Annotated in this window: 22 protein-coding genes and 2 riboswitches; of the genes, 5 read left to right on the forward strand and 17 right to left on the reverse strand. The window is 67.2% G+C overall.

Annotation, left to right across the window (positions count from 1 at the left end):
• Positions 1-13: 13 nt before the first annotated feature.
• Positions 14-125: riboswitch (SAM riboswitch) on the reverse strand.
• A gap of 94 nt (positions 126-219) precedes the next feature.
• Positions 220-1,878, forward strand: a complete 1,659-nt coding sequence (locus tag BN3385_RS06675; RefSeq protein WP_059015790.1) for a nuclease-related domain-containing DEAD/DEAH box helicase — start codon at positions 220-222, stop codon at positions 1,876-1,878.
• Positions 1,879-1,913: 35 nt separating this feature from the next.
• Positions 1,914-2,031: riboswitch (SAM riboswitch) on the forward strand.
• A gap of 337 nt (positions 2,032-2,368) precedes the next feature.
• Positions 2,369-2,794: a cupin domain-containing protein gene (locus BN3385_RS06680; protein WP_059015791.1), complete on the forward strand. Its 426-nt coding sequence runs from the start codon at positions 2,369-2,371 to the stop codon at positions 2,792-2,794.
• A gap of 1 nt (position 2,795) precedes the next feature.
• Here the strand turns inward: BN3385_RS06680 and BN3385_RS06685 are convergent, their stop codons facing one another.
• The 3 genes from BN3385_RS06685 to BN3385_RS06695 all read right to left on the reverse strand — a co-directional run bounded on the left by BN3385_RS06685 (position 2,796) and on the right by BN3385_RS06695 (position 6,121).
• A complete protein-coding gene (locus BN3385_RS06685) occupies positions 2,796-3,884 on the reverse strand; it encodes an AAA family ATPase (protein ID WP_059016465.1) in 1,089 nt (362 codons plus the stop codon).
• A gap of 78 nt (positions 3,885-3,962) precedes the next feature.
• Positions 3,963-4,616, reverse strand: a complete 654-nt coding sequence (gene pnuC, locus BN3385_RS06690; RefSeq protein WP_231748649.1) for a nicotinamide riboside transporter PnuC — start codon at positions 4,614-4,616, stop codon at positions 3,963-3,965.
• A complete protein-coding gene (locus BN3385_RS06695; protein ID WP_231748650.1) occupies positions 4,604-6,121 on the reverse strand; it encodes a protein-tyrosine phosphatase family protein in 1,518 nt (505 codons plus the stop codon). The genes pnuC and BN3385_RS06695 overlap by 13 nt, the downstream gene beginning before the upstream one ends.
• An 83-nt stretch (positions 6,122-6,204) precedes the next feature.
• Here BN3385_RS06695 and BN3385_RS06700 point away from each other — a divergent pair, with 83 nt between their 5' ends.
• Positions 6,205-6,855 (forward strand): NUDIX hydrolase, encoded by a 651-nt coding sequence (locus tag BN3385_RS06700; RefSeq protein WP_059015792.1) that lies wholly within the window; start codon positions 6,205-6,207, stop codon positions 6,853-6,855.
• Here BN3385_RS06700 and BN3385_RS06705 read toward each other — a convergent pair.
• The 13 genes from BN3385_RS06705 to BN3385_RS06765 all read right to left on the reverse strand — a co-directional run bounded on the left by BN3385_RS06705 (position 6,852) and on the right by BN3385_RS06765 (position 19,518).
• Positions 6,852-7,331 carry a hypothetical protein gene (locus tag BN3385_RS06705; RefSeq protein WP_059015793.1) on the reverse strand — a complete coding sequence of 160 codons (480 nt, stop codon included), beginning with the start codon at positions 7,329-7,331 and terminating at the stop codon, positions 6,852-6,854. The genes BN3385_RS06700 and BN3385_RS06705 overlap by 4 nt on opposite strands.
• A gap of 9 nt (positions 7,332-7,340) precedes the next feature.
• Positions 7,341-8,519 carry a TetR/AcrR family transcriptional regulator gene (locus BN3385_RS06710; RefSeq protein WP_502688055.1) on the reverse strand — a complete coding sequence of 393 codons (1,179 nt, stop codon included), beginning with the start codon at positions 8,517-8,519 and terminating at the stop codon, positions 7,341-7,343.
• A gap of 17 nt (positions 8,520-8,536) precedes the next feature.
• Positions 8,537-9,310, reverse strand: a complete 774-nt coding sequence (locus BN3385_RS06715) for a DUF3298 domain-containing protein (protein WP_059015795.1) — start codon at positions 9,308-9,310, stop codon at positions 8,537-8,539.
• Positions 9,311-9,315: 5 nt separating this feature from the next.
• Complete coding sequence (locus BN3385_RS06720; RefSeq protein WP_156432609.1) at positions 9,316-9,921, reverse strand: Rv1363c family protein; 606 nt, start codon at positions 9,919-9,921, stop codon at positions 9,316-9,318.
• Entirely contained in the window at positions 9,884-11,134 is a 1,251-nt protein-coding gene (locus BN3385_RS06725; protein ID WP_059015796.1) for an MlaD family protein, read from the reverse strand. Before BN3385_RS06725 ends, BN3385_RS06720 begins: the two co-directional genes overlap by 38 nt.
• Positions 11,131-12,312 (reverse strand): MlaD family protein, encoded by a 1,182-nt coding sequence (locus BN3385_RS06730; protein WP_059015797.1) that lies wholly within the window; start codon positions 12,310-12,312, stop codon positions 11,131-11,133. The genes BN3385_RS06725 and BN3385_RS06730 overlap by 4 nt, the downstream gene beginning before the upstream one ends.
• Positions 12,309-13,409: an MlaD family protein gene (locus BN3385_RS06735; protein ID WP_059015798.1), complete on the reverse strand. Its 1,101-nt coding sequence runs from the start codon at positions 13,407-13,409 to the stop codon at positions 12,309-12,311. The genes BN3385_RS06730 and BN3385_RS06735 overlap by 4 nt, the downstream gene beginning before the upstream one ends.
• 11 nt (positions 13,410-13,420) lie before the next feature.
• A complete protein-coding gene (locus tag BN3385_RS06740; RefSeq protein ID WP_059015799.1) occupies positions 13,421-14,464 on the reverse strand; it encodes an MCE family protein in 1,044 nt (347 codons plus the stop codon).
• Positions 14,457-15,473: an MCE family protein gene (locus BN3385_RS06745; protein ID WP_231748701.1), complete on the reverse strand. Its 1,017-nt coding sequence runs from the start codon at positions 15,471-15,473 to the stop codon at positions 14,457-14,459. Before BN3385_RS06745 ends, BN3385_RS06740 begins: the two co-directional genes overlap by 8 nt.
• Positions 15,361-16,875 carry an MlaD family protein gene (locus BN3385_RS06750; protein ID WP_231748651.1) on the reverse strand — a complete coding sequence of 505 codons (1,515 nt, stop codon included), beginning with the start codon at positions 16,873-16,875 and terminating at the stop codon, positions 15,361-15,363. Before BN3385_RS06750 ends, BN3385_RS06745 begins: the two co-directional genes overlap by 113 nt.
• Complete coding sequence (locus BN3385_RS06755) at positions 16,876-17,643, reverse strand: ABC transporter permease (protein ID WP_156432683.1); 768 nt, start codon at positions 17,641-17,643, stop codon at positions 16,876-16,878.
• 88 nt (positions 17,644-17,731) lie between these two features.
• Positions 17,732-18,583: an MlaE family ABC transporter permease gene (locus tag BN3385_RS06760; RefSeq protein WP_059015802.1), complete on the reverse strand. Its 852-nt coding sequence runs from the start codon at positions 18,581-18,583 to the stop codon at positions 17,732-17,734.
• A 275-nt stretch (positions 18,584-18,858) separates the two neighbouring features.
• A complete protein-coding gene (locus BN3385_RS06765) occupies positions 18,859-19,518 on the reverse strand; it encodes a TetR/AcrR family transcriptional regulator (RefSeq protein WP_059015803.1) in 660 nt (219 codons plus the stop codon).
• A 67-nt stretch (positions 19,519-19,585) separates the two neighbouring features.
• Here BN3385_RS06765 and BN3385_RS06770 point away from each other — a divergent pair, with 67 nt between their 5' ends.
• Both BN3385_RS06770 and stpK7 read left to right on the forward strand, forming a co-directional pair.
• Positions 19,586-21,025: a carotenoid oxygenase family protein gene (locus BN3385_RS06770; RefSeq protein WP_197415136.1), complete on the forward strand. Its 1,440-nt coding sequence runs from the start codon at positions 19,586-19,588 to the stop codon at positions 21,023-21,025.
• Between the two features lie 77 nt (positions 21,026-21,102).
• Positions 21,103-22,905: a serine/threonine protein kinase StpK7 gene (stpK7, locus tag BN3385_RS06775; RefSeq protein WP_059016469.1), complete on the forward strand. Its 1,803-nt coding sequence runs from the start codon at positions 21,103-21,105 to the stop codon at positions 22,903-22,905.
• Between the two features lie 7 nt (positions 22,906-22,912).
• On the opposite strand, the gene BN3385_RS06780 is transcribed toward stpK7, so the two are convergent.
• Positions 22,913-24,112 carry an ROK family transcriptional regulator gene (locus tag BN3385_RS06780; protein WP_231748652.1) on the reverse strand — a complete coding sequence of 400 codons (1,200 nt, stop codon included), beginning with the start codon at positions 24,110-24,112 and terminating at the stop codon, positions 22,913-22,915.
• Positions 24,113-24,148 lie beyond the last annotated feature (36 nt).

The following is a 24,148-nucleotide window of genomic DNA, read 5'->3' on the forward strand; positions in this document are numbered from 1 at the left end:
ACTCCCCGCGGAGTCGGCGCTCTTGCCCGCACCGGTCGGTGCGGGCCGCTTCGTCATCCGAGCCACCCGCGAACGTGGGGTTGGCGCACCACCTAGTCGGAGCTGGGCGATGGTGTCTCTTGAAGCGCCTTCAGGATATCGGGGGCCACCGACAAGATTGGTTGAAAGGCGCAGGATTTTTCCCCGCCGCTGTCGTACTGCTGTGGTACACCACAATCGATGCCTATCACCCTCCCGGCTGAACCACGCCTCGCCAACGAGACCGAGCGCAAGGTCTGGCGGCTGCTCGTCGAGCAGCTCGGCGAGCACGACCTCGTCGTCGCCGGCCAGCGCGTCACCGATCACCTGAAGGACCACGAAGTCGACTTTGTCGTAGCGATCGAGGGCGCTGGGGTCGTCTGCGTGGAGGTCAAGGGCGGTGAGGTGTGGCATGACGGAGCCCGCTGGTGGCAGAAGAGCCGGGGCGGTCACGTCAAGGAGATCGAGCCGGTTCGTCAGGCCCGCGAGGCTTGCTACGCGCTGCGGGAGTTCATCGAGGCCGACCCGCGGTGGACCCAAGGCCGCCTCCGCTGGGACCACGTCGTGGTCTTCCCGAATTCACATGTAGCACAGGACTTCGCGATCGGGGATTGCCCACGCTGGAAGGTCATCGACCGCGACGACCTACCGACCCTCGTCGGGCGCCTCCGCAACGTCGTCGTCCGGCAGGAGATCGACCGCCCAATCCTCTCCCAAACCGGCATCGAGCAACTCCACACAGCGCTGAGCGGCCGGGGCCTACCGCAGCGCGACGTCGTCGCCCGTGCCCTGGAGAACGAAGACGCCGCCGACATCTTGACCGAACGGCAAGCCGTCATCCTCGACGCGATCAAGCTCCTCAACCGCGTCGAGGTTCGTGGGGGAGCGGGCAGCGGCAAGACGTTCATGGCCGTCGAACAGGCCCGCCGGCTGGCCAAGGACGGTCAGCGCGTCGCCTTGCTGTGCTACTCCCACGGCCTCGCGTCCTACCTGAAGCGCATCACCAAGAACTGGTCGCATCGCCAACAGCCCGGCTACGTCGGCGAGTTCCACGCTCTCGGTATCCGGTGGGGAGCGCCGACCGGCCCAGCCGAATCCGAACGCACCCAGCAGGCCTCCCAGTTCTTCGAGCATGACCTGCCTGAGCTGATGCTCGATCTGGCCACCAATCTCGAGATGGGCCATCGCTTCGACTCCATCGTCATCGACGAGGCTCAGGACTTCGCCGACAGCTGGTGGGACCCCCTGCTGGCTGCGCTTAAGGATCCCGACACAGGTGGCATCTACGTCTTCAGCGACGAGGGTCAGCGCGTCTTCGACCGGCAAGGCACCCCGCCTGTGCCGCTGGTGCCGCTCATTCTCGACCACAACATCCGCAACACCCGACAGATCGCCACCGCCTTTCAACCCCTGGTCGACCACCCGATGCGCTACCTGGGCGGCGACGGCCCTGAGGTCACGTTCGTGCCCTGCAGCCGCGACGACGCGATGGACGTCGGCGACGATCAGATCGACCGCCTGCTCGACGACGGCTGGCGTCCCGAGGACGTCGCACTGCTGACTACTGGAAGCCGGCACCCGGAGCAGGTCGCCCGCCAGGAAGAGGGGACCGAGTCCTATTGGGACAGCTTTTGGGATGCGGAGCAGGTGTTCTACGGCCACGTCCTGGGGTTCAAGGGGCTCGAACGCCGAGCGATCGTCCTGGTCGTCAACGACAAGGGTGCATTTGAGCGATCCCGGGAACGCCTCTATGTCGGATTGTCCAGGGCCCGTGACCAACTCGTTGTCTGCGGGGATCCGGGCTTCATTGCCGAAGTGGGCGGTTCGGATTTCGCTCGCCGCCTCGGAATCGCCATCTAGCTGCCTTGTCGGCGCTTTCGCTACCCTTGACCTACGGCCAAGAGATTCGCTCCCACGCCTCCGAACGTGAGCGAACGGCAACCGCGCGACCGGCACGGTGCCCTTCGGAGAAGGCCTGGATCGGTGGCGAACGCTGCCGGTCAAGACGGACGAGCCTGGAGTGTGACATGCCCCATTACGGTGATGAGCCCTGGAAGATCTATTGGCGTGTTCTCTGCCCTGAGTGGACAGCGGAACAACGACATTGGTACGGCAAGTGGAAGTCCCAGGAGATGTGCATGGGTCTCTTCAACAAGAGGCAGTCTGCTAGGCAGGAATGGTTCCGTAACCGGCAGGGGCGCGCGTTCGTCCATCCCACGACCGTGGTCACCTACCACGCAACACCGGCGCGTTCGTTGACGGCGAAGGTCTGCCTTCAGTGCCTGTGGGTTTCGCGCGACCTGGAGGCGAACCATGAGTCACCTGAAGCGCAACCGATAGCCTGACCCCCATGCGCCTGCTTATCACCGGCACCGACCCCGACGGCGAGTCCTGCGTGGTCAGCGACCAGGACGTCGAGATGAACTCGCTCGCGCCCGGCTTCGCCATGGGCATCCCGTACGCCACCGAGTCCAGCCCGCCGCCACCGCGACCGCACGGCCATGCTGACCTGATCGACCAGTTCATCCCGCCCGGCCACGTCCGCTGGATGGTCGTCGACTACGGCCCGAACTCCCAGACCCCGGTCCACCACACCGACACCCTCGACCTCGAGACCGTCCTCACCGGAACCATCGATCTCATCCTCGACGACGGCGTCCACTCCCTGACAGCCGGCGACATGGTCGTCATGACCGGTGTCGACCACGCCTGGAAGGCCGGCCCCGACGGCTGCCGCATTAACGCCGTCCTCATCGGCACACCCCCGCCGGAGTAGCTCACTCAAACCCCGGGCCATGCAACGGTTCCCCGAACCGTGCCCGCAGCTCCAGCAGTGGATCGACGGCCCGCACAGCCATCGCAACACGCTCAGACAGACTGCCTGTCAACAACACCCACGACTGCCCCGCCGTCGTCAGCGCATCGATGAACCATCCCGTCATCGCCGCGCGCACTTCCAGATCACCCTCCCGCATCCCATCGTCATCCCACGGCACGCCCTCGTGGTCGGTCACCAGATACACCGCCCGCGCCGGCACCCGTGTCCACGGCTGACCCGACCGCGCCGCAGCCCCGAGGTACCGCCGCTCCCAGATCGCCGTCGCGAACGCATCGGTATCGCAGATCAGCACCGGCGATCCAGCAGATGCCGCCGCCTCCTCGCGCCGTGTCTGCTCCACCCCGATCGCATCGAAATCGTCAGCGGTCCAGACCAACTCGTCCAGCGCCATCCCTGGCGAACGCTCCCACTTCAGCTGCGTGTACTCCCGCCCGTACTCCCCGACGCAGCACGTCAACGCCCACGACCCACCGCGTGACCGGTAATGCGAGGCCAGCAGCCCGGCAATCGTTGTCGTACCGGTGGATTCGGCCCCGACCACCACCACCCGCGTCGTCAACCCCGCCCGCGTCGCTGGCGCCAGATCACTCCACCGGCCCGCCAGATCCCGTCGCACCGCCGTCGCACTTGTCACCCGCGGGCCCAGCCGAACATCAGCAGCCCCCAACCGCCGCGCCAACTCCGCCCCGTACGACTCACCGGAGAACACCGCATCAACCGCCACCGGTTCACCCAAAACCCGCAGCGCCGCCTCGATCACCGCGACCTGCGCCGCCCACACCCGCTCATCCGTCACGTCCACCGGCGCATCGCAGCGCACCCCGATCACCCGCAACCCCGGCTCGCCCGCGTGCTCGGCCTGCAGCCACGCCACCCGATCCGCCAACGGCACCGTCTCCACCGCTGACGCCATCACCAGCACCGTGAACTGCTCGCACAAAGATGCGCCCTCGCGGATGGCCGCGTGATGCCCGAGATGCGGCGGGTAGAGCTTGCCGAGCAGTAAACCATGCCGATAGCGAGTCATACTGCTCGCGGATGGCCGCGTGATGCCCGAGATGCGGCGGGTAGAGCTTGCCGAGCAGTAAACCATGCCGATAGCGAGTCATACTGCCAGCCTGATCTTTTCAGGCGCCAACGCCCGCGCCCACGCGCGTAGCCCCGCCACACAGAGTGCCAGGAACAACATGTAGACCACCGCCGTGAGGTTCAGCCCGCGACTGAAGTACAGCGGCACATAGATCACGTCCGCCGCAATCCAGAAGTACCACGTCTGAATCCACTTCCCGTTGAGCAGCCACTGCGCCACCAACGACAGGCTCGTCGTCAGCGCATCCAGGAACGGCGCCGAATCATGCACCGACACCAGGATCGGATACAGCACCGCCGTCCCGGCCGCCACCGCCAGCACACACCGCACCAGGTGACCAGAGCCGGCCACCCGCACCTGAAGAGGCAGACGACCGCGATCGCCATACAGCCACTGCCACCACCCGATGAACCCCAGCACGATGTAGAGCACCTGCAGCGTCGAATCGGCCCACAACTGCGCCGAGGCGAACAGCACCAGGAAGAACGCCGAGTTGGCTATCCCCACAGGGAAGTTCGCCACACTGCGCCGCACCGTCAACGCCACACACGCCCCACCGGTGATGAACCCGAACAGCTCGGCCCAACTCACCGGATCACCCCACAACGTGAACGCCACCACATTCAGCGGCGCCACCACGCTCGCCAGCCAGTCCATCACCGACTCCATCTCCGGATGATGCCGTGCACGCCGGGGGAGACCTCCCGATGCCCGACGATCCGCACATCCAGACCAGCATCCTCGACCACACCCAGCGCCCGCTCGATCGCCTCGTCGATCCACGCATCGTCGTTGCTGAACACCCCGCCACCGACCCGCGTCAGCAGCACAACATTCGAACCACCACGGCCGGCCTGCTCGGCCCCGGCCAGCAGGGTCGCCTCGTAGGTGGCCTCAAGCACCAGCCGCGCGAACGGCTCCCACTCCCGGCGCGGCAGGTGCGAATACCCGATCGGCAACGCCGAGCAAAACGCCTGCGACACCAGCCGCCGCTCGTCGCGCACATCGATCACCTGGACATCGCGGTGCAGACCGATCGCCAACCGCCCGCGCAGCTCATCGAGCAGCTCCGCACTCGCCCCACGCAACAGCCCGCCGATCGCCGTCAACCCCTGCGCCGTGCACAGCGCGTAGCCGTTCTGCATCGACCACAACTCCGATTCCGGAACGCCCGTCCGCTCCGCGAACGCCGCACCCAGCCCCGCCAGCGCGTCGAGCTGCCGCACATCGGTCTGCCCCACACCACCGTCGCACGGCACCAGATAGTTGCGGTAGATCGTCGCCGCGCCAGCGGCCAGCGCGCACGCCGGCCCCTGCGTGTGGTCATGCTCGTAGCCGGTCACCCCCTGCAGCGGAGTGACGCGCTGCGACGGCATCTCCAGCAAGTTGAACTGCGAGGCCACCTGGAACAACGCTCCCTCGAACTGCTTGTCCGCGTGCAACGCCCGCGCATCGCCCACCAGGGCGCTCACCGTCGTGCGCTGCCCGCGGGCCGCATCGACCCGATCCCGTAGCTCCGCCAGGCTGGGCACCGTCAGCTCCCCGATGCCATACCGCCTGCCGTTGACCGCAGACACCAGCTCGTCACCGTCGGCCCGAAGCAGCTCCTGCACCGAGGCATACCGGTCTTCGGCGAATCCCGTCAGCCGCTCGAACCAGGTCCGCGGCCGCGCCCGCCGCTGCAGCACCGCATGCTGGGTGTCGTTCTCCGGAACGCGGAACGATGCCTTGCGGGTACCGGCCCGCAACTCCTGCAGGCGCGCCACCACCTCCGGGTAATCCAAACCCTCGTCGGCGATCAGCCAGGAACCCACCACCGTGCCGGTGCGGCCCTTGCCGCCCCAGCAGTGCACATACACCGTCTTGCCAGCGTCCAGCTCGGCACGGATGTGCGCCAGGATCCGGTGATACCCGGCATCGTCGATCACCGATGTGTCGGGGATGGGGAAGCGGACGTGCGTCGCATCCAGATCGTCGTGATAGGGCAGCAATTCGCCGGCCTCGGTGAGGTCGACAAACGAGTCGACGCCCGCATCCAGCAGGGCCTGCAGCTTCAGCGCCGCCTTCTGCGGGTCAACCGAACTCGGGTACTCCCCGGCCAGCAGCCGGCCCGGGATCACCCACCACGCGTGAATGAGATCGTCATGAGGCCAGCTCGCCATAGTGGAGGTCATCTCCGCTCCCGTCTTTGATTTAGATCAGTATCGCGCTAAATCAGAATTAGTGCAAATAGTGCGCTTAATGTAGGCTGACCGGCATGGGTGTCGAGAAGAAGCTTCACGACTATCCCCGGCCGACGGTGGCCGTCGACACCGCACTGCTCACCTGGGGCCCCGACCGGGGCCTGCTGGTCGTCGAGATGGCCCGCGATGACGTCGGGAAGTGGGCACTGCCCGGTGCTTTCCTGCGCCGGGGTGAGACGCTGGCGCAGGCGGTCGAACGCTGCCTGCGGGACAAGCTCGGAGTCGAGGGCATCCGCCCCCGCCAGTTGCACGTCTTCGACGACCCGGAGCGCGACAACCGGGACTGGGTGCTGTCGGTGGCCCACGTGGCGGTGGTGCGCCCCGAGCAGCTCGACGCCCTCGGATCCGGGTCGGCGCCGCAGACCCGGCTGGCCCCGGTGGACCGGCCCGGTGAGCTGGCGTGGGATCACCCGGAGATCGTCCGGCTGGCCAAGACCGACATCCGGGAGCGCTACGACGCCGAGCCCGACCCCGAAAAGCTGCTGGGCAACCGGTTCACCATGCGCGAACTACGCCAGGTCCACGAGGCGGTCGCCGGTACCGCGCTGCAGCGCGACAAGTTCCGCCGCACCATGGAGCCGCGGCTGGTCGGCACCGGGGTGATGGCCGACAACACCGGCAGCCGCGGCCGCCCGGCCGAGCTGTTCCGGCGGCGCCGCTCCTAGGCCGCGGTGAACCGGATGGCGACGGCCTTGTTGACCTCCGCCGCGGTCCGGAACTCCTCGAGCGTGGGAATGCCCGGGTCCCGGAACTTCAGGCCCATCATCATCTCGGCCTTCTTCGGCCCGTACGCGACAGCGCAGCGGTGGAACAGCTCCGCCACCGTCGCGGGATCCTCGATGAGCTCGCCGCGCATCGCCGTCGTCTTGCCGCCGTAGGACACCTGCGCCGGGCCGCCACCGCGGAAGTTCAGCTTCCACGTCGCGTTCGCCAACGCATACAGCTGCCCGTCCAGGAGATGCGCGCTCACCGGCACCGTGTACTGCCGCCCGGACTTGCGGCCGGTGAACCGCAGCACCATGAACTGCTTAACGGCCGCGCCCACCGGGGTGCGCAGCACGAACTTCAACACCGGGTTCATCACCCGCATCACTGCCTCGGGCGGTTCGGAGAGAATGACCGCCGCGCTCTGCTCTGCCATCACTCCAACCTAGCGACGGTGGGCGGGCCTGCCCAGCAGCGTGACCTCCATCAGCCGCCGGACCGTCGCGATCGACACCGACGCCCCCTCGAAGAGCCGGCCGAAGTCCACCGTCAGCGCGAACGCCGCGCACACCGCATACCGCGCCCAGCCGATCTTCACCTCCGGGCGCACCGCGACCACCAGCCGCGCCCAGGACTCCATCGCCGAATGCTCGAGGGCCTCCAGCACCCGCAGATCCGACTCCGGCACGTTGTGCCGCTCGGTGTAATAGACGTAGGCCAGCCCGGGCGACTCCACCAGCCGGGCCAGGAACGCGTCGATCAGACCGACCAGCGCTTCCTCAGGATCGTCGACGCGGGACAGCACCTCGGCCACATCACCGGAATGCCGGTCGGCAGCACGCCGGTAGGCCAGGCCCAGGATGTCGGCCTTGCCGGGAAACGACCGGTACAGCCCGGAGGCCTGAATACCCACCGCCGAGGCGATGTCCTCCATGCTCGTATTGCGGTACCCGTGCTCGTAGAACAGCCGCACCGCCTCGTAGAGCACATGTTCGTACATCCCGGCCGACGCCCCGACCACCACGGCCCCAGACTCCGAACGCCGCCGCGTCGCCGGGATATCGGCGGCCAGCACCCCGGACACCAGCATCGCCATACAGGACCGAATATCGTTCGCGGCCAGCGGATTCACGTGATCGGTGATGCTGCCGATGACGCTGAGTGCTGCGACCGTCAACGCCGAGCGCTGCCGGTGATTCAGCCGGGGCCGAAGCCGGGATAGCGGCTGCTCCAGGCGGTGGTTCACCACCCGCACCTGCTCGACGAGCGCGGCCCGGTCGGCGCCCTGCAGGTAGCGCGCCTCCCAGCGGTACAACCCGCCGGCCGTGCGGTTGGCGAGCGTCGCCTCGATCAGTGCGGCCGCCAACGCCTCCAGCGTGGCCGCCGGATCGCTCGGATCGTCGGGCACGGTCTCGGTCGCGTCGACCAGGGTCTGGCCCAGCGCGAGGACTGCATCGCGAAACAGGTCGTACTTGCTCGGGGAGTGCCGGTACAGCGCAGCCGGGGTGATACCGACCCGGGCGGCGATGTCCTCCATGCTGACGGCGTGATAGCCCAGCGACCCGAACGCGTCGGCCGATGCCCGCGCGATCTGGTCCTTGCGGTCCTTCGGCCGGCGCCGCACCGAATCCGATGCCGACGTCATACTCCACCGTACTGCGGTCGTAGCACCGAGCTCAGCGCCGACAGCGGGATGTGCGCCTGCACGGTGCCGCCGTCCATCGACCACTGCATGATCCCCGGCGTGTAGTCGATGGGGGAGTCGCGCGCCACCGGGTAGTCCGGCATGTACAGGATCAGTTCGTCGGGCCCCAGCGCCCACGCCTTGTACGCACCCGAGTACACCTTGTCCGGGCCCCACCGGTCGATGACGAACGGGTAGGTGCCCGGATCATGCTGGGGCGCAGCCGCATTGAGGGCGTCCTCGATGAACGGCTGCCCCAGCGAGGCGATCGCGCCCAGCGGCTCCACACCCGGCTTCATCAGATCGGCCAGCGTGAGCCGCGTCCCGCGGGCCATGTCGAAGGTGAACGTGCGGTACGCATTGTTCGGTTTGGGGCCGTCGGCGTGGTAGTCCTCGTGGAAGACCACGCTGAGCACGTCACCGCGGCGCAGGACCTCGAAGTTCTCCTCACCGAAACTGTCGGCCACCATATGCACGCCGACACTGCGCCAGTTGTTCACCAAGGTGGTCAGGTAGTCCCGCACCGTCGGCCCGGTCACCGGGTTGTCGACGAGGTCGCCGGGCACCGCCACCTTGATGTCGCGCACCGCTTTACGCTCCGAGAGCACCGACAGGTGGCAGTACGGTCCATCCCAGGCGCCACCCAGCCCGGCGCAGAAATCCGACGCCCGCGCCGCCGGGGCAGCGCTCAGCGCCAGCGCCACCGCAGCGGCCAGAACGGGAATCCTCATGTGCGTCAGGGCAGTTCGACCTTGCTGGCCCGCCACTGGCCGTCGACCTTCTCCATCGTCATCTTCACCCGGCTGCGGTCGATGCGCGGATCCGGTGCCGCCGAGTTGGACACCGTCTGGTCGACGAACATCAGCACCACCACCGTGCTCGGGGTCGCCGACTGCACCGCCGAGTCCACCACCGTGCCGTGCGCGGTGGCCTTGTTGTCCACCAGCAGCTGGCGCAGCTGCGCGCTGGACTGCGAGTACATGTCCTTGAACTGGCCGGTCGCCCCGTCGAGCACCTCGGCGAAGTTCTGGTCCACCTTGGCCGAGTCGATGCTCGTCAGCACCTGGGCATAGGCCACCGCTGCCTGCTGCGCGTCGTGCGACGCCTGCTGCACCCGATGCTGCTGCCACACCTGCCAGCCGAGCCACCCCGAAACACCCAGCAATACAGCGACGAACGCCGCAACCAGTGCCCGGCGGATCCACGGCGTACGGCGACCCTCCTCGACGACGACCTCGGGGGCGTCGGCTTCGACGTCGGTCTCGACGACGTCCTCGGCGACAGCAGTCATGGTCAATCTCCTTCTAACTCGGCGGTTCGATCGGCAGCACCGGGCCGCCATAGGGAGTCGGGACGGTGAAGCGGCCCTGCGGTGTCGGGTCGGTGGTCTGACCGAGATCCGCACCGGGCGGCGGCCCCGCGGTGTCGTCACCGGCGGGCCGCGGGGCGTTCTTGGCGCCGCGGATCAGCACGGCCGGGTCATCGTCGCGGCAATAGGTGTACAGGTAGGGCTCGGGGTAGTCGGCTGACGACGGCGGGCGCCGAGGGGTGCCGTAATCGCAGGCGTAGCGCGGGTACACGTCGGCGGTGACCCACAGCCCGTGGTCGTGCATGGTGCTGGCCAGCGCGTCGAGCACCGACCCGCGGTAGTCGGGGAACAGTGCGGTCAGCGCGGGCACCCGCACGTACAGCAGCTGCGAGGCCGTGGCCATACTGGCCAGCAGACCGACCATGGTGTCGGAGTTGTCGGCGAACAGCGTGTCGGTGGCCGTCAGCGTCGCCGGGGTCTGATCCACCAATCGTCGGTACCCGTCGAGCATCCGGTTCACCCCGGTGAAGGTGCGGCTGAGGTTGTCGGTGGTCACCTGCAGGCCGGCGTTCTTGTCGGCGGCGGTGGTCAGCACGATCCGGCTGTTGCGCAGCAGGCTGGTGGTCTGCGGCAGCACCGAATCCAGCGTGGACAGCAGGAAGGTGCCGCCGTCGATGATGTCGGCGAGCTTGCCCGGCCCCTGTTTGCTCAGGCTGAGTTCCCGCTTGATGAGTTCCAGCTTGGCCGGATCGACCTGGGCCAGAACGCCATCGGAGTCGGCCAGCAGCTGGGCCAGGCTGACCGGCACCGACGTCTTGGACTGTGCCACCACACTGCCGTCACCCAGGTACGGACCGGCGTCCGAGGTCGGCACGAACTCGATATACTGCTCACCGGCCGCCGACAACCCGGACACCCGCACCGGACTGGATGCCGGGATCCGCACATCGGAGCGCACCGTCGCCACCGCGGCCACCCCGTTCGGGGTGACCGCCAGCGACTGCACCCGCCCGATCGGGACCCCGCGCAGCGTGACGTCCTGGTTGGGCAGCAGCCCGCCGGACTCCGGCAACTCGATGGTCACCCGGTACGCCGAGTCGAACGGCGACACCCGCAACGCCCCCAGCATCACGTAGGAGCTGGCCACCACCAGCGTGCCCACCAGACCGGCCGCCGACAACCACAACCGGCGCGCGTAGCCGAACCGGACCGCCCGCACCAGAACATCTGCCGCCCAGGTGATCACGGTGGCGGCTCCGTCGACGGCGGGGCGACGATCTGCACACCCGGCTCGCTCGGGCTCGGCAGCACCGGAACCTGCGGCACATCCGGACCCATCCCGACCACCCGCTGCTGCAGCCGCCACAGCGTGTACTTGAACGAGCCGACGAGCTGCGCCCAGTTGTAGCGCTTGGGCCCGTGGAAGCCGGGATCACCGGGGAAACCGATATCCGGAATCGACCCCAGCACCAGCCGGTCGATACTGGCCCGCACCGAAATCGCATTGCTGGACGTCGATTTGATGAACGGCGGCATGATCCGGTTCAGCGCGGCCAGGTTGGCATCCGGCGCCAGCACCAGATCGTTCCACGCCGCCGCGATGGTGTTGGCGTCCCCGATCACGCTGCGTCCACTGGTGTCGGTGCCCGCGATCGACGGGAACTTCTCCAGCTGACGGCTGGTGGCGCCGAGCTGCTCGACGACATCGGCCACGGTGTCGGCGTTGGCGGCCAGCGTGTCGGTGGCCGGGCCCGCAGCCACCAAAACCTCACTGAGCTTGTCGTTCTTGGCATCCAACTGCCGCGCCAGCGAGGAGGTTTCGGTCAGTGCCTGCGAGATCTGGTCGGAGCGCGCCGTCAGCTTGGCCAGCGTCCCGTTCGTCTTGGCGATCAGATCCCCGAACGCCTGCCCCTGATCACCGGTGGCCTTACCCAGACCGTTGATGATGTTGGTGAAGTTGCGGACCGCCCCGCCGTTGACCATGATCGCCGCCGAACTGAGCACCGACTCCACCGTGGCCGCCGCCGTGGTGGAGTCCAGTCCGATGGTGTCGCCGTCCTTGAGCAACGGTGTGGCCACACTCGCGGTCGGTGGAGGCTTTATCGCCACGAACACGTCACCCAACGGGGTTGCCGACCGCAATTCGGCGGTGCTGCCCTGCGGCAGCCGCACCCCGTTCATGATCCGCAGCGTGGTGACCGCCGTGTAGTTGCGGGCCACCATCGACTCGAGCTCCCCGACATCGGCACCGGCCAGCTTCACCTTCGCCTTGGCCGGCAGGTTCAGCGCATTGGAGAACACCGCGGTCAGCCGGTAGCCACCGCTGCCGATGGTCGGCGCCGGCAGCGGCAGGCTGGCCAACCCGTTCGACGAGCACGCCGTCGCGGTGACCGCCACGACCAGAACCGCCGCGACCCGTTTCATTTCTGCCCCATCGCGGCCATACCGTCCAGGATGTAGGTCAGACCGAAGTCCGGGCCGAAATCCTGCAGAGTGCCGGTGCTGCAGCCTAATTGGCGCAACCCCATCAGGTTGCACACTTCCTTGATGCCCTGGTTGTCGAACAGCGCCCGGTCGGTGAGCACACGGGCCCGGGCGCTACCGGTGTCCTGGTTGATGATGTTGTAGAGGTTGTCCAATGTCAGCGGCGCGACGTCGAGGAACTCCGCCACATCACGCTGACGTTCGACCAGCGTGGTGGCCGAGGTGTTGCCGTTGGTGACGATGGCCTTGATGTGATCGCGGTTCTTCTCCAGGAAGTCGCCGATCTGCTGCAGCAGGGTGTTCATCTTCTTGCCGGTGGTGCCGCTGCCGAAGTCCTCGTCGTTGACGATCTGGCTGAGTTGACGCACGGTGGCGCCGAAGTCGCGCAGCGTCGCGTCATTGTCGGCGGCAGCCTGGGCCAGCGAGCTGAGGTTACGCACGATGGTGGTCAACTGGTCGCGGGTCTGCGCGCCACCGTCAGCACTGAGCCGCAACGCATTCGACAGCTCGTCAAGAGCGCCCTTGATCTTCTCGCCGTTGCCGTCGGCGATGGCCGCCCCGGAGTTGACGACATCGGCCACCGGACCGTTCCCGTTGCCGTCACCCTTGAGTGAGCTGGAGATCTTGTCGAGCGTGCCGAGCACCCGGGCGAACTCCACCGGTGTCTTGGTGCGCGGCAGGCCGATGGTGTCGTGGTCGGCCAGCGTCGGGCCGCTCTGATACGGCGGGGTCAGTTCGATCTGGCGGTCGGTCAGGATCGACGTCGACACTGTGACGGCCTGGGCGTCGGCCGGGATCTTCACGCTGCGGTCCACGGTGAACTCGACCTCGACGTACCCACTCTTCGGGGTGATCTTGGTGACCTTGCCGACCGGCATCCCCAACACCGCCACCGTGTTGTCCACGTACAGCCCTGCCGCGCTGTCGAATTGGGCGGTCAGCGTGATGTGATCGGTGGCCGACCGGAAGAACACCCACGCCGCCGTGGCCGCCGAGAGCATCAGCACCACCGCGGCCGCGATGGCCGCCATCCTCATCCGCGCGCGCGTCACTGGCAGTCCTTGAAGTACTGGATCATCCCGAACTGCTTGGCGCGGCCGCTGATCGCGCACATCCACGAGTCGATCACCAGGCCACCGGGCACATTGAAGTCCATCGCGTTACCGGTTCCGGTGGCATTGGCGAAGCCGCGCAACGCCAGCGGTCCGGACTGCAGGATGCTGCGCAACAGGTCATCGTGCTGGGCCAGCAGGTCAGACAGCTCGCGCAGGTTGGCGATCGTGGTGTCGAACTCGGCGCGGTTGTCCACCACCGTCGTGCTCATGGTGTTGACCAGGTTGGTCAGCGCGGCCAGCATCGCGTGGAATGTGGCACTGCGCGAGACGAATTGGCCGATCAGGTCCTGGCCCTGGTTGATCATGGCCGCGATGTTGGCGTGCTGGCGTTCCAGCGTGCTGCTCACCAGCTCGGTGCTCTTGAGCAGCGTGCCCAGCTGATCGCGGCGGTCGGCGATCACCGTGGACAGGGTGTGAATGTTCTGCATGGCCTGCGGCACTACCGCGGGCAGGCCCTGCATCTGCTGGCCCAGGATTCCCAGGGACTGGGCGAAGGCGTCGGTGTCGACCTGTTCGTAAGTGGTGGTCACATCCGCCAGTGCGGCCTGCAGGTCGTAGGGAACCTCGGTGTGCGCCAGGTCGAAGGTGTTGTCCGGCAGCGAACCGCCGACTTCAGGCTCTAGCGCCAAATAGCGGGAGCCGAGGATGGTCGCGACCTTGATGACGGCCTTCGAGTTGGCGCCCAGCACCACGTCGTCACGGACTTCCAGCCCCGCTTCGACGTGATCGCTGGCCAGCCTCATGCTGGTGACCTTGCCGACCTGGATGCCGCCGATGGTGATCGGATTGCCCGGCTGCAGCGCGGCGGCCTGCAGGAACTTCGCCGTGTAGTGCCGGTGCCCCACGTTGGCCGCGTTGGCCAGCAGCATCGCCCCGACCACCACGCTGACCACGGTGACGGCGATCAGCCCGAGCCAAGTGGTGTTGTAGCTCTCCAGCCGCCGGTTGCGCAGCCGTGCCAGCACGGTGTCACCCATGGGCCATGTTCCTGCATCGGGGCGTGTACTGCGCCTTGTTACCCGGTGTCGCCGCGTTGACGATGATCGGCACCACGTCGTTGAGGCCGGGGAAGAATCCGGTGGCGTTGAGGTCGCACGCGTAGGCGTTGGCGTAGGCGCCCTCACCGGTGATCCGGGCCAGCCCCTTGAGCAGCAGCGGCAGGTTGTTGCCGGTGAACGCCAGCTGCGGCTCGATATCGAGCAGGTGACCGGTGAAACCCGGCTGGCGGGTGATCATTTCGTTGAGCGTCGGGGAGGCGGTGTCGGAGATGGCCGACAGCTGACGCAGCACCCGTGCCATCGATCCCGTCGACTCCATCAGTTCCGGGCGGCGGGCATCGAAGTTCGAGACCACCCGGCTGGTCTGCGACAGCACCTGGTCCAGGCTGTCGTTCTGCGTGGCCAGATTGCCCATCACCGTGTTGAGCTGGGTGATCACATCACCGAGCACCTGGTCACGCCCCGCGAATGTGTCGGTGAGCGTGGAGGTTTGCGACACCAGCCGCATGATCGACGCGTCATCGCCCTGCAGGGAGGCGATCACACCCTTGGTCAGATTGTCGGCGTCCTGCGGGTTGAGCACGCTGAACAGCGGCTCGTACCCGTTGAGCAGGGTGCCGACGTCGAAGGACGGGTCAGTGCGGTCGACGGGGATGGTGCTGTTCGGCGGCAGCGGTGCGGTGTCCCCGGTCTTGCCCAGTGACAGGCCGACATAGCGTTGCCCGACGATGTTCTGGTAGGTCACCGACGCCACCGTGTTCCCGAAGAGCTTCTGGTCGTTCTGCACCACGAAGGAGACCTTCGCCAGCTTGCCCTGCAGTTCGATCTTCTCGACCCGGCCGACCCGCACCCCGGCCATCCGGACGTCGTCGCCTTCACGCAGGCCGTACACGTCGGTGAACATCGCCGCATACGGCGTGGTGGGGCCGGCGACGTCGCGGCGCAGCGTGACGTACACCAGCCAGGTCAGGGTCACCGCCACCACCATGAACAGCGACAGCCCGATGAGCGGGCCGCGGAATCTCATCAGGACCCTCCCGGTGCGGCTTCGGCGGGCAGTGGCGGTGGGGGAGCGGGCGGCGTCTGCCCGGGTCGGCGGTGCCCGGCACCCGAAGCGCCGGAGAAAGCCACGGCGGCACAGGCGGATTGGGGTCGGCCAGATTCGGGTTCGGGTTGATCAGCGGCGGACCGACGGCCACCAGATTGCCATCAGCGCCGACGATGGTGCCCGGCGGCGGAGCAAGATCCTTGGGCGGCTGATAGTTCTGCGGCATCAGGATCTCCGGCAGATCGGGGCGCACCACGATCTCCGGCGCGGTGTAGCAGCTGGGGCCTAGCAGCTGGCCGTAGCGGGGGCAGTCGGCGCGGGTGTAGGTGGAGCTCGGGGTCAGCGACAGGTTGACCCGCATATTGCCGGTATCCAGTTCGGGAATCCACACCTCGTCGAAGAACTTGCGGGACAACCCATTCAGCTTGGTGAAGGCGGGGACGAACTTGCCGGCGTTCATCGCCAGGCTGCCCAGCACCGGCGTCAGCTGGGTGGTGATCCCCGTCATCTGGTCGATGTGGTTGTCGATGGCGGTGCGGGCGGTTCCGACGGTGTTGGTGCCGCCGGTGATCAACGTGGCCAGCTGCGAACGCTTTTCGGCCAGCACCTGCATCGGTTCGACGGCCTGGTGCAGCGCGTCGAGCAGATCCGGTGCGGTGGCCGCCAGACCGTGGGTGGCCTCGATCAAGGCCGACACGGTCGACGGGCCGGGGTCGGTGCTGATCACCGAGTTGAGCTCGTCGAGCACCCGGCTCAGCTGCGCTCCGCTGGTGAGCAGCTTGCCGCGCCGGTTCTCGGTGGCGGCATTGACGGCGGCCAGGATGCCGACGCTGCGGTCTTCGCGGCCGCGGCCGGTGGCGGCCAGGACATCGCGCAGCTTGCTGATGGTGGTCTGGAACAGCACCGTCGGCAACGCCGTGTCCTCGGGGATGTGCGCACCGGGCTTGATCGCCGGCCCGGCACCCTCGGAGACCAGCTGGACCGAGGACACCGCGAACACATTGCTGGGCACCACCCGTGCGGTGACCGAGGCCGGAATCGATTCGGCGTACTCGGGTTTGAGGTCGATGTGCACGAAGTTGGGGTTGCCGTTAGCGGCCGGGACGACGGCGTCGACCGAGCCGACCAGCACCCCGTGGTACTTCACGTCGGACTTCTGCGGCAGGCCGTCGCCCACGTTGACCAGATCGGCCACCACCCGCACGTACGGGTCGAGCCGCCCGGTCGACTTGACCACCAACAGGCCGGTGACCACCGCGGCCACCGAGACGACGGCCAGCCCGCAGGCCAGCAGTTGCCGTTCCGAGGGGCCGCGCCCGTCCAGGTCGTAGGAGTTACCCATCTAGCCGCCGAACCTCGCGCCGGCGTCCACGCTCCACAGCGCCATCGTCATCAGCATGTTGACCACGATCACCACGGTGATGGCGGCCCGCATCGCGTGGCCGGCGGCGATGCCGACACCCTCGGGTCCGCCGCTGGCGTAGAAGCCGTAGTAGCACTGGACAGTTGAGGCGATCCACACGAACACAACGGCTTTGAGCAGCGAATACAGCACGTCCGTGCCGGACAGCATCAGGGTGAAGTAGTGCAGGTAGGCCCCGCTGGAACCGCCGCTGATCAGCGCGACCACCACCTGGGTGGTCAGGTAACTCACCGCCAGGCACAGGACGTACAGCGGGACGACGGCCACCACCGAGGCCATCAGCCGGGTGGTGACCAGATAGGGGATCGGCCGGATCGCGAGTGAGTCCAGCGCGTCGATCTCCTCCGCAATCCGCATCGACCCGAGTTGGGCGGTGAACCGGCAGCCGCCCTGGGTGGCGAAGGCCAGCGAGGCGGCGATCGGGGCCAGCTCGCGGGTGTTGACCAACGACGAGATGATCCCGGTGGCCGGACCCAACCCGAGGAGGTTGAGGAAGTTGTAGCCCTCGATGCCGACGATCGCGCCGACGGTGATGCCGAGCACCACCGCCACCCCAGCGGTGCCGCCACCGACCACGAGTGAGCCGTTGCCCCAGGCGATGTCGGAGAGCAGCCGGCCGAACTCGCCGCGGTAGTGCCGCAGAACCAGCGGCACTCCCGCGACCGCGCGGACAAAGAACACCAGCATGTGGCCCAGCCGCACGATCGGTGCGGTCGCCTTCTTGGCGACGCCGGTCAGCCGCACTCCGAACGGGGTGTAGGTCGCTACCGCCACCTCACAGCCCCATCCTCGGGAACAGCATGTTGTACAGCTGGCTGATGACGACGTTGACGATCATCAGGATCAGGATCGACTCGACCACCGCGGCGTTCACCGAGTTGGCGACCCCGGTCGGACCGCCTTGGGTGGCAAGGCCTTTCTGGCTGGACACCACGGCCACGATGGCCCCGAACACGACGGCCTTGAGCAGCGCCAGCACCATGTCACCGGGGGTAGTGAAGGACGCGAAGGTGGCCACGAAGCTGCCGGGTGCGCCGTTTTGGAAGTAGACGTTGAACAGGTAGCTGGCCAGGAAGCCGACGAAACACACCACGCCGGTGAGCGCGACACCGATCATGATCGCCGCCGCGAATCGCGGCACCACCAGGCGGCGGATCACCGAAACCCCCATGACCTCCATGGCGTCGATTTCTTCGCGCATCGTGCGCGAGCCCAGGTCGGCGGTGATCGCCGAGCCCACCGCGGCGGCCATCAGGATGGCGGCGACCAGCGAGGCGGCCTGCCGGATGACGGCCAGTCCGCTGGCTGCACCGGCCAGTGAGGTGGCGCCGACCTGGCCGGCCAAAAGGGCGAACTGGATCGACAGCGTGACGCCGACCGGCAGTGCCACCAGCACGGTGGGCACCACCGCCGTGCCGGCCATGAAAGCCCCCTGCCGGACGAACTCCTGCCAGGGGAACCGGCCGGTGACCACATCGAGGACCAGATACTGCAGGGTGCGCACCCCGAGCACGAACTGCTGGCCCACCGTCGACAGTGAGGCCAGAGGATGGCGGTTGACATAGCCGCCCACCCAGTTCTCAATGGCCTCGACGCCGTCGCGGGTGGCGGGCTGCTGACTAACCACCGTGACGGCTTCGCGCTGAAGCGGGCATTCCCAAAGCTGTTGTCCCTGATGGTTGTTAGTGATCACACCGCGCGGTTGAGGACGTGGCGGTGCTGATCATCCCCTCGGTGCGATGTGCGTCACGTTAAGGCCAGCGCCGCCGCGGCGTCAAGGAAATGAAGAATATTCATTCACTTAATGAGACGACAGAACCCCGTCATGGCCGACTGTGCATCGCCATACGCAACACGCCGTGGACGCCGTATGAGGATTCACACTCGAGGCGCTGGACGGGATCAGTAGCCGCCGGCCAGCTCCACCGCGGTGGCCAGCGATCCCGTGGCCTTCTCGCGGTCGTCGCCCATTCCGACCAGGATGTCGATGGCCATCGGGCCGAGGATCTCGGTGAGCCCGTGCCCCTCGTGGCCGAAGTAGCCGGCCATCTCCAACATGACTGCGCCGTGGCACATCGTCCACAGCCGCGCCGCCATCGGCAGACTGCCGTCGTCGCGGATGCGGCCGGCGTCGATCATGCGCCGCACCGAGGCATGCAGCCCCTCGAAGGACACCGCCCACTCGGCCCGGGTCGTAGGCCGGCCGGTCACGGTCACATCGCTGCGGACGGCCAGCAGTGAAGCCGGGGTCGCGGTGCCGAAGATCAATTGGTAGCGCTGCGGATTGGCCATCGCGAACCGGTGATACGCCAGCCCGAGCAGAAAGAAGCCCGCGACCGCGTCATCGGTCGGCGGAACATCGGACAGTGCATCGGAAAACCGGGTCAGCGCTTCGGCGCCCACCGCATCGAGCAGTCCGGCCATATTGCCGAAGTGCGTGTAGACCGCCATCGTCGACGTACCCAGTTCGGCGGCCAGGTTGCGCACGCTCAGGGCCTGCACGCCGTCGCGTTCCAGCAGGTCGACCGCGGCGGCCACCAACTTCTCGCGCTGCGTGCTCACCCTTGTGATCCTGCCATAACAGTGTTATACAGATCACACATAACACCGTTATGGGGAGGTTCCAGTCATGGTGAACCAGTACCTCGAGGGCGTCAACGCACCCTTGACCGAGGAGTACACCCTCACCGAGCTCGACGTCGTCGGCCACATCCCGGACTATCTGGACGGCCGGTACCTGCGCAACGGCCCGAACCCGATCGGCGAGGTCGACCCGGAGCGGTATCACTGGTTCCTCGGCGACGGCATGGTGCACGGTCTGCGGCTGCGCGACGGCACCGCACAGTGGTACCGCAACCGGTACGTGCGCGCCCCGCAGGCCTGCCGGGCGCTCGGCGAACCCGAGCCGAAAGGGCACTACAAGGTGTCCACGATGGGCGCCAACACCAATGTCATCGGGCATGCCGGCAAGACCCTCGCACTCATCGAATCCGGTGTGGCGCAATACGAATTGACCGACGAACTCGACACCGTCGGGGTGTGTGATTTCGAGGGGACGCTCCCGGGCGGCTTCAGTGCCCACCCCAAGCGCGACCCGGACACCGGCGAATTGCACGCGGTCACCTACGGCATGGAACGCGGCAACACCGTGCAGTACTCGGTGATCGGGGTCGACGGCCGCGCCCGCCGCACTGTGGACATCACGGTGGCCGGCAGCCCGATGATGCATGATTTCTCGCTGACCGAGAAACACGTGATCCTCTACGACCTGCCGGTCACCTTCGATCCGGTGCTGGCCGCCGAGATGACGATGCCGAAGGCCCTGCGCCTGCCGGCCCGACTGATGCTGTCGGCGTTGATCGGCCGGGTCCGCATCCCTGACCCGATCATGGCGCGCCAGTCCAAACCCAAGGACAGTGACCGCCGGTTCCCGTACCGGTGGAATCCGCGTTACCCGGCCCGGGTCGGGGTGATGCCGCGCGAGGGCGGCGACGCCGACGTCCGCTGGTTCGACGTCGAGCCCTGCTACGTCTTTCATCCGATGAACGCCTACGACGACGGCGACACCATCGTTCTCGACGTGGTGCGGCACCCGAAGATGTTCGACACTCAACTACTGGGCCCCGACGAGGGTCCGCCCACCCTGGACCGTTGGGTGGTCGACCTCGCCGACGGCAAGGTTCGCGAGTCCCGGATCGATGACCGCGGACAGGAGTTCCCGCGGGTCGACGAGCGACTGGTGGGCCGGCGCCATCGCTACGGGTATGCGCCCGCTTTCGCCGACACCGGCGGCGGCGACATCCTGATCAAGCACGACTTCGTCGGCTCGGGATCGCTGCACCGGGCCTTCGGCGACGGGAAGATCGTCGGCGAGTTCGTCTTTCACCCGCGCTCGGCGGATGCGGCCGAGGATGACGGCGTGCTGATGGGCTACGTCTACGACCAGGCCACTGACCGCAGCGAACTGGCGATCATCGATGCCCAGACCCTCGACGACGTCGCCTCCATCAAGCTCCCGCACCGGGTACCGGCCGGATTCCACGGCAACTGGGTGCCGTCGTCCGGGTAACAGCTCGACGGACCCACCAGCAGCCTCGGCAGACGTGCGGTAGCTTCAATCGACCGAACGCTGCCGAGGAGTAGATGGTGGAAGGCACGCCATTTGGGCACTATCAGCTGCGGGAGCTGATAGGCCGCGGCGGTATGGGCGAGGTCTACCGCGCCTACGACACCAAGACCGACCGCATCGTGGCCCTCAAGGTGCTGCCGCACCACCTCGCCGAGGATGAGACGTTCCAGCAACGCTTCCGCCGCGAAGCGCAGGCCGCAGCCGCTCTCAACGAACCGCACGTGGTGCCCATCCACGGCTACGGCGAGATCGACGGCCGGCTCTATCTCGACATGCGGCTCATCGAAGGCCGTCCTCTGGGCTCCACTCTCACCGACTCCAAGACGTTCGACCCCGGCTACGCGGTCACCATCGTCGAGCAGGTGGCCCACGCATTGGATGCCGCGCACGCCGCCGGCCTGATCCACCGCGACGTCAAGCCGTCCAACATCCTGGTGACCGATCGGCAGTTCGCCTACCTCATCGACTTCGGGCTGGCTCGCACCGCCGGCGAGAACGGATTGACCACCGCTGGAAGCACACTGGGCACACTGGCCTACATGGCCCCCGAACGGTTCGACGGCGGCCAGGCCGATCCGCGCTCCGACATCTACGCCCTGGCGTGTGTGCTCTACGAATGCCTCACCGGCTCACGGCCTTACCCGGCAGACAGCATGGAACAGCAGATCGCCGGGCACATCCGCAAACCCGCCCCCAAGCCGTCGGACAAGGATCCGCGGCTGGCCGCCTTCGACGAGGTGGTCGCCAAAGGGATGGCCAAGAAGCCCGACCAGCGTTACCGCAGCGCCGGTGAGCTGGCCGCCGCGGCCCGCCGGGCATTGACCACCCCCGTCCGCAGGAGCGGGACCTCCGGTCGGCATGCCGTTGCGGCCAAGCGAATCCGGTTTCCCCGCAAGGCGTTACTGGCCATCGGTGCGTCAGTCCTTCTGGTCGCGGCGTTCGGCGTGGGGGCCTGGCAGTGGCGTAGCGGCAGCGATCGGGGATCCAGTACACCCACCAGTCTGGCCGGTGCGCTGTCGTCCTCCGAGGCGCCCCCGCCGCCACCCGGCGCGGTCCCCGAGATCGCGGCCACCGTGCCCGACACGATTCGCAAGACCGGCCGACTGGTCGTCGGGGTCAACACCCCGTATGCACCCAACGAATTCATCGACGCCTACGGCAAACTCGTCGGTTTCGACATCGACCTGATGAACGCCATCGCCCGAACACTGGGCCTGACACCGGAATACAAGGAGACCGCGTTCGAGGCGATCATCCCGTCGGTGCGCGCCGGTGACTTCAACCTCGGCATGTCCTCGTTCACCGACACCCTGGAACGCCAGGACGCCGCCGACTTCGTCACCTACTTCCAGGCCGGCACGCTGTGGGCGCAGCGGCCCGGTGCGCCGGTGAATCCGGACGACGCGTGCGGGCTGAAAGTCGGTGTGGCCTATGCCGCGATCCAGGAGACCACCGAGGTCCCGGCCAAGAGTCAGGCCTGCGTGGCGGCCGGGAAGCCGCCGATCGACAAGGTCGTCTACACCCGCCAGGACGACCTGAACGCTGCGCTGATGGCCGGTGAGGTCGACGCGATGTCGGCCGACTCGCCGGTGACCGGATTCGCCATCAAGACCAGCGGTGGTCAGCTCGAGGCCGCCGGTGAGGTGTTCGACTCGGCGCCCTACGGCTGGCCGGTGGCCAAGAACTCCGGGTTGGCCGAGCCACTGCGGCGGGCGCTGGAGCATCTGATCGAGACCGGTGAGTACCGCACCATCGCCACCATGTGGGGCGTCGAGATGGGGATGATCGATAAGCCGGTGATCAACGGGGCGGTGCGTTAGTCCTCGGTCAAGCCCCGGAGGTATGCATCATCCCTGCGATGTCCGGATCGAGTTGCTGCAGCGCCACGATGACGGAGATGGGGGCATCGCGGCCGATCTTCGATCGCACGGTGGTGGTGCGGCCCTGACGTTCGGGCGGCCGTAACTCCTCGATCCGTGCCTCCAAAGCCGTTGCCAGATCATCGAACTCGACGATCATCCCGGCGATGATCAGCAGCTCGGGGTCCAGAAGCGACTCCACCAGCAGTGCGGTGTGAGCGACGCGATCGACCACGTCAGCGATGATTTGCTGACGCGTCGTGCTGTTCGCCGCCTTCTGGCGCAGCTCGTCGACGTCGACATCCTCATAGGTCAGGCCCGTCGTTTCGGGGGCGGCGGCCTGCATCGCATACAGGGACATATCCGCTTCGACGCACCCGACCCGGCCGCATCGGCACTGCGCGGTGCTGCCGTAGACCGGGACATGCCCGATCACACCCGCCACTCCGGTCGAGCCGCTGTACGGCCGGCCGTCGATGATCAGTCCGATACCGAACCGGCCGCCGTGATCGAGGACGACTGCAGAGCGCGCCTCTCGTGCCTCGCCGGCGATGGTCTCGGCCAGAGTGATGGCCTTGGTGGAGTCCTGGACTGCCGTCGGGATGCCGAGCTCGCGCGAAATGAGCTTGCCGAGTTCGATATTGGTCCAGCCGAGATCGTGAGAGACGACGACCAGCCCGGTGTCGTCGTCGACGAGGCCGGGGATGCAGACGCCGGCAGCAGAGACCCGGCCCCCGTCAGAGTCTTCGATCAGCTTCTTGGCAATCCGGATGATCGAGCGGATGACGGCGGAGGGCTCCCGGTCTCCCGTTGGCGTCTGGTTCTGCTGTGAGATGTTGCCGGTCGCATCCGCGAGCATGACCCGAGCCCTGATGGCGTCGATCTGAATTCCCAGGACCCGCCGAGCCTGCGGGTTGCAGTCGAGCAGGATGCGTGGGCGGCCCCGCATACCCGAACCCTCGATGCGCGACTCCAGCTCGACGAGGGTGCCGTCATCGATGAGTTCGGCCACGATCGCGGTGATCGACGGCCGGGGGAGTCCCAGCCGTTCAGCCAGGTCAGCCCTGGCCAGCGGGCCCGAGGTCCGCAACAGATGCACGACGCGTTGCCGCTGCAGCAGGCGCGCAACCTGTCTGCTTTGACGCACCGAATCCACCGGTTTCAGCACAACCTCCTTGACTCCGCCATCAGCGGGCTGCTATTA

This window comes from Mycobacterium sp. M26 (assembly GCF_001494595.1).
GTDB lineage: Bacteria > Actinomycetota > Actinomycetes > Mycobacteriales > Mycobacteriaceae > Mycobacterium.